The sequence below is a fragment of the Klebsiella sp. NPDC088457 genome (assembly GCF_044900465.1).
Taxonomy (GTDB): domain Bacteria; phylum Pseudomonadota; class Gammaproteobacteria; order Enterobacterales; family Enterobacteriaceae; genus Klebsiella.
Map to the genome: position 1 here is coordinate 37,962 of NZ_JBJDNH010000045.1, position 9,386 is coordinate 47,347.

9 protein-coding genes and 1 tRNA gene are annotated in these 9,386 nt (G+C 49.9%); 5 read left to right on the plus strand and 5 right to left on the minus strand.

Going from position 1 to position 9,386, the window contains the following annotated elements:
- Window positions 1-29 precede the first annotated feature (29 nt).
- The 4 genes from ACI2JR_RS22925 to ACI2JR_RS22940 form a co-directional block, all read right to left on the minus strand.
- Window positions 30-512, minus strand: coding sequence for a hypothetical protein (locus tag ACI2JR_RS22925; RefSeq protein ID WP_462479547.1), 483 nt, complete (start codon window positions 510-512; stop codon window positions 30-32).
- Between the two features lie 84 nt (window positions 513-596).
- Window positions 597-1,970, minus strand: a complete 1,374-nt coding sequence (locus ACI2JR_RS22930; RefSeq protein ID WP_462479548.1) for a patatin-like phospholipase family protein — start codon at window positions 1,968-1,970, stop codon at window positions 597-599.
- 200 nt (window positions 1,971-2,170) lie between these two features.
- The gene (locus ACI2JR_RS22935; protein ID WP_462479549.1) at window positions 2,171-3,241 is read right to left on the minus strand and encodes a helix-turn-helix transcriptional regulator; all 1,071 of its coding nucleotides are present in this window, start codon (window positions 3,239-3,241) and stop codon (window positions 2,171-2,173) included.
- A gap of 637 nt (window positions 3,242-3,878) precedes the next feature.
- A tRNA-Ser gene (locus ACI2JR_RS22940) sits at window positions 3,879-3,966 on the minus strand.
- 267 nt (window positions 3,967-4,233) lie between these two features.
- Between ACI2JR_RS22940 and ghrA the strand changes: the two genes are divergently transcribed.
- From ghrA to ymdB, 5 genes are all read left to right on the plus strand, one after another.
- Entirely contained in the window at window positions 4,234-5,172 is a 939-nt protein-coding gene (gene ghrA, locus ACI2JR_RS22945) for a glyoxylate/hydroxypyruvate reductase GhrA (protein WP_132726940.1), read from the plus strand.
- An 85-nt stretch (window positions 5,173-5,257) separates the two neighbouring features.
- Window positions 5,258-5,995, plus strand: coding sequence for a phosphatase (locus ACI2JR_RS22950; protein WP_132726937.1), 738 nt, complete (start codon window positions 5,258-5,260; stop codon window positions 5,993-5,995).
- A gap of 22 nt (window positions 5,996-6,017) precedes the next feature.
- Window positions 6,018-6,572: a TorD/DmsD family molecular chaperone gene (locus ACI2JR_RS22955; RefSeq protein WP_132726935.1), complete on the plus strand. Its 555-nt coding sequence runs from the start codon at window positions 6,018-6,020 to the stop codon at window positions 6,570-6,572.
- A 103-nt stretch (window positions 6,573-6,675) separates the two neighbouring features.
- A complete protein-coding gene (locus ACI2JR_RS22960) occupies window positions 6,676-7,170 on the plus strand; it encodes a DUF1097 domain-containing protein (protein ID WP_132726932.1) in 495 nt (164 codons plus the stop codon).
- Window positions 7,171-7,369: 199 nt separating this feature from the next.
- Window positions 7,370-7,894, plus strand: a complete 525-nt coding sequence (gene ymdB / locus ACI2JR_RS22965; RefSeq protein WP_132726930.1) for an O-acetyl-ADP-ribose deacetylase — start codon at window positions 7,370-7,372, stop codon at window positions 7,892-7,894.
- A 61-nt stretch (window positions 7,895-7,955) separates the two neighbouring features.
- Here ymdB and mdoC read toward each other — a convergent pair whose 3' ends face one another.
- Complete coding sequence (mdoC, locus tag ACI2JR_RS22970) at window positions 7,956-9,116, minus strand: glucans biosynthesis protein MdoC (RefSeq protein ID WP_462479550.1); 1,161 nt, start codon at window positions 9,114-9,116, stop codon at window positions 7,956-7,958.
- Between the last annotated feature and the right edge of the window lie 270 nt (window positions 9,117-9,386).

A 9,386-nucleotide genomic window follows, 5' to 3' on the forward strand; every position in this document is an offset into this window, starting at 1 on the left:
TATCGTTAGTCGCAGATGATTATAAATGATCAGCAAAAACGAACCACATAGTTAAAATATTTCATAGTATGCTCATCAACATAAGAGTCTGATTTGTCAGCTACCAGACCGGTTGTTGAGGGCGTGTTTCCTGAAATATACAAAGGGACTTTATTGCTATTGAGGCCAGTATATATACCCGCATGATTTCCGAGTTTTGTTCCACCTGGCAGAGCTGGATAGTTTACTCTTAAAACGACATCTCCAGGTGAAAGAATAGAAAAGGTAATTGCTTTACCAAGATTAAGGGATTGCTTATAAAAATCACTGACACTGGCTGTCTTTGGAACGCCTTGAATCCCGGCATGTAAATGACACCAGTAAACAAAAGCCATACACCATGGGGCACCAGCCGCATGATTAACACTTTTTAAATATTCGTTTACCTGTGTTCCTGAATTATGGCCAAGAGGGTCCTCAGCAACACCAAGCTGGCTTTTTGCAATTTGAATTAATTTACTCGCATTAGACATGATAGTTTCCTGGGGATGTTATTGAAGTTTATAACCTGACATCAAAATTCTCTAGCCAGATTATGAACCTGGGGCTACCTGTTATCAGTGCTGACCGGTATTCTTAAAGTATCTTTGGATTTTTTCATCAGGAATACCGGTTTTATAAGCAGAAGCGATATCTCTTCTTATATCTTTATAGCGTAACCAATCGAAATTGTTAAGAAAACGCAAGGCTGCTTCAGCGCCTGCTTTGAATAACTCAAGTTTATTGCGATCGCTCATATTAAAATCTAACCATGGGATTTCACCGGTATCGATCGACGTGACTAAATGAGTATAGTCAGGATTTTTTTTGATAAAGTTGTAATTCATAGCATGACGAGCTGAATTGAAAGATTGGGCTACTATATCAATGGTGCTGGTGATCTCATGATTGTGTTCATCGAATTGAAGTTTAACGCCAAATGTTGGTCTGGTAGGTATTTTTGTGGGGTTGTGAAAGACATCTATTGGAAAGTTAGACATAATGCCACCATCTATAAAACAAGAAAGTGCCGGAGGGAAGTCAGACACTTTAATATCGTTAAAGTTGATGCCGGTCTGCTCAACCCATTTTCCCTTGAGAAAATCGTTCAATGCAGGTATTTGGGTGATATATGGTTTAAATACAAAAGGTATTGACATTGAACAGCGGCAGAATACCGCAGGATTAATGTTTTGTGGATTTTTCCAGTATAGCTCAGCCATCACAGGCAGCTCAATCTTAAATTCAGTAGATATATCTGCTGCTATAAGGCACAGGTAATTGTTGTTTATATTTAGTTTTTCCAGTTGTGCCTGGCCGTTTAACTGGGATGCTTTATATTTACTAGCCTCCCTTAATTTCCATCCATCGGGAGTGCTGGCCATTTTTTTCTTAAGATCCGCTAATGTATAAATGCCAAACTCTGATAACTTTTCTTTTAACCATTGTTCAAATCTATCTCCCCGGTTAAGCCCATGAATTTTCTTTAAATTGTCGTTAATGGTCATAAATCTAAAAATAGACTTTAGAATGGAAAGTCGGGATTTGTTTTTTGTGTTTATTAAATGAGAGATGGCGTCTATAAACCTCTGTGGGTCATGATCGTTATCATTTTTACCATCGATAAATGTGTTCATAGGCATGTTCGCAATTATATCTATAAGGCGCTCACCTTTCTCCTTTTCAGGAACGTCGATTGCGGACAACATAAGTGCTGCGATGGATCCAGCAGATGTACCAGCTATACTAATAAATCGTATTCCTGCTTTTTCCAGAATATAGATGTAACCGACAAGCGCAATGCCAAGAACACCTCCACCTTCCATTACCAAATCGATATATTGATATCCTTTGCTGTCAAGAACATCACTATACTCTTTATTTGATAGCGCTTCTGCCTGAGTTTTTATTGTTTTGACTTCATCTAAAAAATCTTTAACGGAGAGGGCCATTTTTTATCCTCTGAGATAAATGCTGGTTTACTGGAAAGTTATCGCCATAACCATAACTAGCAATGTATATGAGTAACTCTTATCAGCTGAAAACGGATGCCTGTTATTCAGGTTTGGTTATTTTTTGATTTAGTTAATCCGAGTATAACGTTGGTCATGGATGAGCACCTCATTCATATGAATGAGATGATAAAAAATAGTTAACCGTGAATGGCACGGATGATGATGAGCAGTTCGGACTGATTGCGGGTGCGTGTCTTTCTGTACAGAGCGCTTAAATGAGTTCGGATAGTCGCAATGGATACTCCCAGGTGCAGGGCACATTCTTCTGGTGTCATCCCTCTGACCAGTAGGCCTGCTAAGGTATTCTCACTCGGAGTGAGGTCAAACAGTTCCATCAATGGCGTGCCATTAAGAAAGGGGTCAGGAATGATAATGCAGGCGACACCGGAAAGGTGGGATGCAGGGAGAACCAGCACAGGCTTAACTTTACTTCCTGTTGTATAGCATAAACCTGCTTTCGGGGATCCTTCGGTTGACGTGGCTCGTTCTATCGCCTGTTTAAGTTGTTTGCCGTCAGTCTCAATACTGATGGTATCACGCTTTGCTGACCATAAATCACGGCGCATACTTTGGTATGTTTCAGCATGAGTGTTGGCATACAGAATTTTTCCGATGTGATTTACAAGCCACACCGGATAAATGTTATTATCCAGAAGGGCGTTTTGATATTTTAGGTTATCCCTAAGTTGCTCAAATCTCGCATGTAATTTGCTTGCGGTAATTAATGCTGGCACTACGCGTCGAAAAATATCAAACTGAGATTGTTGTGGATAGGGGGTAGCGTTTGCTGTGATGAGCGATAAAAAAGATGAATAGCCATTGATGGTACTCAGTTTAACGCTGGTCAGATAGTTCATGTCATTGGGGTGGTGAAATTCATTATAGTACACACTACGGGAAATAAATTTATCACCTAAAATCTCTCTGTCCTGATAAATTTCTCCAACGGGCAGGTCGGTTAGTATTTTTTCAGCAGGGTCGATGGCTAAAAACACATCCCGGTATGCGGTAAAAACCTTTTCCTCACAGAGTAAGGCATCGGTCATCAGGTGGGCATTCCCTTTGTCATAAAAAAGTAATGCTGCATATTGATGTCCTGAGGCCAGTGATAATTTTTCAAGTGCTTTCCCCCATAACTGAGAGTCTAAGGTAGCCCCGAGGACGGTCTCTAAAATTTCCGAGTATAATTTTTCGGCATTGATAGACATATTTATACCTATATGCTCAGTGTTATTATATACAGCAGTGCCACGGATTCTATCGATGTATTAATAATAATATTGGAATGGAAATTATGGCAATCCGGCAAAGCCTTATTTATAGGGAAAATAAATTATCGCTACCATAACGAGATTTTTGTATGTTCTTACCACCGAATATAGTGAATAGCACTGATACAGGTCGGGAATAGTTCGCCATTATCTGGTGCTAGCAATCCTCTATCTGTTGACCGGCTTCAATTGTCTGTTTACCCTGGAGTTGCTGAAGATCTTCCTGCGTTACCCGGTCGGGGCTTCTCATCCCCCCTGGTGGGGTACAACAGGCGAAAAAAAAGCCCGTACTTTCGTACGAGCTGTTCTTAAAATATGGCGGTGAGGGGGGATTGACTCGCTGCGCTCGCCGTTACCCGGCCCATCCCTGGGCCTGGCCCCTGCGGGGCCAACGCAGGCGTTGTTCAAAAATGCTCCCGGCATTTTTGTGCGGGCAGCCCGCTCACGGGTTCGCGGTCTGTCCAGCTGGCTGCGCCAGCTGTCGAACCCCGGTCGGGGCTTCTCATCTCCCCCCTGGTGGGGTACAACATGCGAAAAAAAAGCCCGTACTTGCGTACGAGCTCTTCTTAAAATATGGCGGTGAGGGGGGGATTCGAACCCCCGATACGTTGCCGTATACACACTTTCCAGGCGTGCTCCTTCAGCCACTCGGACACCTCACCATATTGTCGTTCCCTTGCTGCCGGGAACGGGCGCTAATTTAGGGAAATACGTATCTCTCGTCAATCAACTTTTTCAAAAAAACGTGCGTTTAGCCAAACTTCGCGCAACTTGCTTTTTAAATGCGCGACAATCGATTTTTTTGCCACCACTCTCTTTTTATCTGACAGCAAAGTGAAATTTGTTATGCTGGCAACCTAATAGAAAACAACAAGTAAAATACGACGCTTGGCTTAGCCTGGGTAAAGCGTCAGCGATCAGGAGTCACTATGGACATTATCTTTTATCACCCGACGTTTGATACCCCGTACTGGATTGCCGAGCTGGAAAAACAGCTGCCAGGATCGCGCGTTCGCGAGTGGAAACCCGGCGACAACCACCCTGCTGACTACGCGCTGGTGTGGCATCCCCCGGTAGAGATGCTGCAGGGACGCGACCTGAAAGCCGTCTTCGCCCTGGGGGCCGGCGTTGACTCCATTCTGAGCAAACTGCGTGAGCACCCGGAAATGTTGCCGCTGTCGATTCCGCTATTCCGCCTGGAAGACACCGGCATGGGCCTGCAGATGCAAGAATATGCCGTGAGCCAGGTATTGCACTGGTTCCGCCGCTTCGATGACTATCAGGCGCTAAAACAGGAAGCTCGCTGGCAGCCGCTGGCGGACTACCGCCGTGACGAGTTTACCGTCGGGATTATGGGCGCGGGCGTACTCGGGGCGAAAGTCGCCGAGGCGCTACAGGCGTGGGACTTCCCGCTGCGTGTCTGGAGCCGGAGCCGCAAATCCTGGCCGCAGGTACAAAGCTTTGCCGGGGCGGAGGAACTGGGGGAATTCCTCGGCGGTACGCGCGTGCTGATCAACCTGCTACCGAATACGGCGGAAACCGCCGGTATAATTAATCAGCAGCTGTTGGCGCAGCTTCCGGATAACAGCTATGTTCTCAATTTGGCCCGGGGCGTTCACGTCGTCGAAGACGATCTCCTGGCGGCGCTGAACAGCGGTAAGCTTAAAGGCGCGATGCTGGATGTCTTTAGCCGCGAACCGTTACCGGCTGACAGCCCGCTGTGGGCGCATCCTCGGGTGGCGATGACGCCGCATGTCGCGGCGGTGACGCGTCCTCAGGAAGCCATTACCTATATTGCCGGGACCATTGGCCAGCTGGAGCGGGGCGAAACGGTGAACGGGCAGGTCGATCGCCAGCGCGGATACTAAGAGAAAACCCCGCTGAGGCGGGGTTTTTGCTCATCATACGCCCTGATACCTGCTATTCTTGCCACAAACAGAGAAGGAGAATGTGATGTATCCTGTTGACCTGCACATGCATACCGTCGCCAGTACCCACGCCTACAGCACCCTGCACGATTATATTGCGGAAGCAAAGCGTAAGGGGATCAAACTTTTCGCCATTACCGACCATGGTCCGGATATGGCCGATGCGCCGCACTACTGGCATTTTGTCAATATGCGCATCTGGCCGCGGCTGGTGGACGGCGTCGGCATTTTGCGCGGGATTGAAGCCAACATTAAAAATATCCACGGCGAAATCGACTGTTCCGGCCCGATGCTCACCTCACTGGACCTGTTCATTGCGGGTTTCCACGAGCCGGTCTTTCCACCGCAGGACAAAGCGACTCATACCGAGGCGATGATCGCCGCGATGGCCAGCGGCGCGGTGCATATTATTAGCCATCCGGGTAACCCTAAATTCCCCGTCGATATCCCGGCGATTGCTGAAGCGGCGGCGAAATATCAGGTGGCGCTGGAAATCAACAACTCATCCTTCATTTCTTCCCGCGTGGGCAGCGAAGATAACTGTCGGGCCATTGCTGCCGCGGTGCGCGATGCCGGAGGTTGGGTGGCGTTGGGCTCCGATTCGCACACGGCATTTACCCTCGGTGAATTCAGAGAGTGTCGTAAAATCCTTGATGAAGTGAACTTCCCGGAGGAGCGGATCCTGAACGTTTCTCCGCGTCGGCTGCTGGATTTCCTCGAGTCTCGCGGGATGCCGGCGATTCCTGAATTTGCTGACCTTTAATTTGAACAACTGGAATAAATGAATGAACGAGTTTTCAATCCTCTGCCGCGTGCTGGGCTCTTTGTACTATCGCCAGCCGCAGGATCCGCTTCTGGTACCGCTGTTTACCCTGATTCGTGAAGGGAAACTGGCGGCGAGCTGGCCGCTGGAGCAGGATGAGCAGCTGGAGCGTCTGCAACAAAGCTGCGACGTGCAACCGCTGGCCGCGGACTACAACGCGCTGTTTGTTGGCGAAGAGTGTCGCGTTCCTCCTTATCGTAGTGCCTGGGTCGAGGGGGCGAGCGAAGCGGAAGTGCGCGGTTTCCTCAGCGCGCACGGGATCCCCACCGGAGAAGGCAACGCGGACCATATTGGCTCGTTGCTGCTGGCCGCTTCATGGCTTGAAGACCATGCCCCGGAGGATGAAAGCGAAACGCTGGAAACGCTGTTTGCCGATTACATTCTGCCATGGTGCGGCACTTTCCTCGGTAAGGTCGAGGCCCATGCCGAAACGCCATTCTGGCGCACGATGGCGCCGCTGACGCGCGATGCGATCTCGGCCATGTGGGATGAACTGCAGGAAGAAACTGAAGAATAAAGTGTGATGCGGCTAGCATAATAAATGCAATTGATATTCTGATGTTGCATGTAATGTGCTCCAGATCGCATTTGAGCGCCGCGTATCTGCTATGATACGCGGCATGAACATACTTCTCGCAATCGCAATCACCACAGGCATTCTCTCCGGTATTTGGGGATGGGTGGCGGTCGCGCTCGGCCTGCTGAGCTGGGCGGGCTTTCTCGGCTGTACGGCCTATTTCGCTTGTCCGCAGGGCGGGCTGAAAGGCCTGCTGATTTCAACCTGCACGGTGATGAGTGGGGTGGTGTGGGCGCTGGTCATTATATATGGCAGCGCGCTGGCGCCGCATCTCGAGATCCTGGGCTACATGATGACCGGCGTCGTCGCCTTCCTGATGTGCATTCAGGCTCGGCAACTGCTGCTCTCTTTTGTCCCCGGTACCTTTATTGGCGCCTGTGCCACCTTTGCCGGTAACGGCGACTGGCGTGTGGTGGTGCCTTCGCTGGCGCTGGGGCTGGTATTCGGCTATGCGATGAAAAATAGCGGGCTATGGCTTGCGGCGCGAGCGCGCAAGCAGAAATCATCTCTGGGCAATGAAACGCCCGACCGGGTATAAGCTGACTCGCTCCGCACGCATAAACAGGGCCTCGGGCCCTTTTTTTTTACTCCCCGCCGTTAATGTTCCGTAACATACCCTTGCTATTCTGCACATTGATTATCAGTGACATGCGCACGCCCAGGCTTTCGTCCCAGAGGTTATCGTGCCATATTATCCGCTATGCTTTATGTAAAGACGTTTGCCGACAGGAGGCGAAATGACGGTTAAACCTGAGGTTATTCTCGGCGACATCACTACGCTGCACGTCGATGTTATCGTCAATGCCGCTAACCCCTCGCTACTTGGCGGGGGCGGGGTCGATGGCGCGATTCACCGTGCCGCCGGGCCGCAACTGCTTGCCGCCTGTCAGGTCGTTCGCCAGCAGCAAGGAGAGTGTCCGCCGGGGCATGCGGTGATTACGGCCGCGGGACAGCTGCCGGCCAGCGCGGTTATTCACGCCGTCGGGCCGGTCTGGCACGGGGGCGATCGGCAGGAGGCGGAGCTGCTGGCGGATGCCTATCGCAATAGCCTGCTGCTGGCGGCAGCAAATAACTATCGCTCGATTGCCTTCCCGGCAATCAGCACCGGCGTTTATGGTTATCCTAAGCAGGCGGCTGCGGAAATCGCCGTGCAGACGGTGAATACCTTTCTGACGCGCTACAACCCGCTGGAGCGGGTCTGTTTTGTCTGTTTTGATGAGGAAACGGCCGCTATCTACCGTCGCCTGCTGGCGCCGCAGTGAGGACGCTGGAAGGACGGGGCAGGCCGATCGCCGCCTGAAACAAGCGGACGATCGGCCTGGCTCAGCTGGTGGAAACCTGCGGTTTAGCCGCTTTTTGCTGGAACTTCCCCGAAAAAAGAAAGCGTAGCAGCGGGATGCGCAGATGAATTTCATACAGCACGACGGCAATACCCACCACGAAGATTAAACCGGCAATAAATCCTAAGGCGTTGGATTTAATCGCCGGCGCGATCCAGGCGCCGTAGAGCAGGGTCAGCGGGTGGTGCACCAGATAAATAAACAGCGAAGCGTTCACAAAGTAGGTCACGCGCGCGGACTGGAAGTTGAGCAGACGGTGGCCGAGAGAAAACACCACGTTCACCATCCACAGGCCGAGCACCATGGTAATGATCGATTCGGTTTCGTACATCCAGCCCTCACCGGAGCCGTACTGCTGATTCAGGCGGTAGGCGATAAAGCCCAGCAGCGCGCCGACAAAGCACCATGGCGATGGGGTGGTGAACATCGTTTTCAGACGCTGATTGATAAACACCTGCGCGCCGAGAATAAAAAAGGGCAGGTAAAACAGCGTTTGCATGACGATAAAGTTAAACAGGCCGTTGCTGAGCAGCGGCGCATATAGCACAAACAGCGTGCGGCGGATCACTGCGTACAGCACGCCAAGCGCCAGAAAAATCATCGACAGCTGGCCTAATGTGACGGTGTCACCGAAGCGGGGGGTGCCTTCACTTCGGCGACCGGTCAGCCACTTAAAGAGCACCACGCCCAGCGAAGTCAGGACCACCAGCACCAGCAAAAACCACAGGTGCGAAATCAATTCCCACGCCAGGGTATTAAATTTGTCATAGCCCGAGAGGCTGTGCCAGCTATCGGCCTTGCCGTTGACGTACTGCAGCATAATAAACTGCGGGAGGGTCAATAGCGGAATGGCGGTCAGCATCGGAATACCTACACGCTCAACGCGCACTTTCCACCATTTTTTGAGCGGATAGCGCAGGAACAGCATGTAGGAAAAATAACCCGAAATGACGAAGAAGACCTGCATGCGGAAAGCATGAATAAAGTCGTTAAACAGGGTCAGCCCCCAGGACGGCTCGACGCTATTCACATGCCAGCTGTGACTGGAATAGATCAGCGAGATGTGAAACGGAATCCCCAGCAACATCAACCATGCGCGGATGCTGTCGAAGAAATATTCACGTTGTACTGGCGTATTATTCATACAATATCACTACATTCTCAGACAATTCGTCTTATCACTCAAGGTGATAACGTTTAAATTCTCAGCAACCCTACATCAACTCTGGATAACTGTCTCCAGGATAAGTACGCAAAGTGCAAATGTGGCAGTTAACTGTCTATTACCTGCGCCGCTAAGGTGAACAAAGCAGGGATTATGTTGTCGGATTGCCTGAATTACCATTAAAATAGATCGGATCGATTTAAGCACACAAAGGGGGAAGTGCTTACTTATATGAAACTTAAACCACAG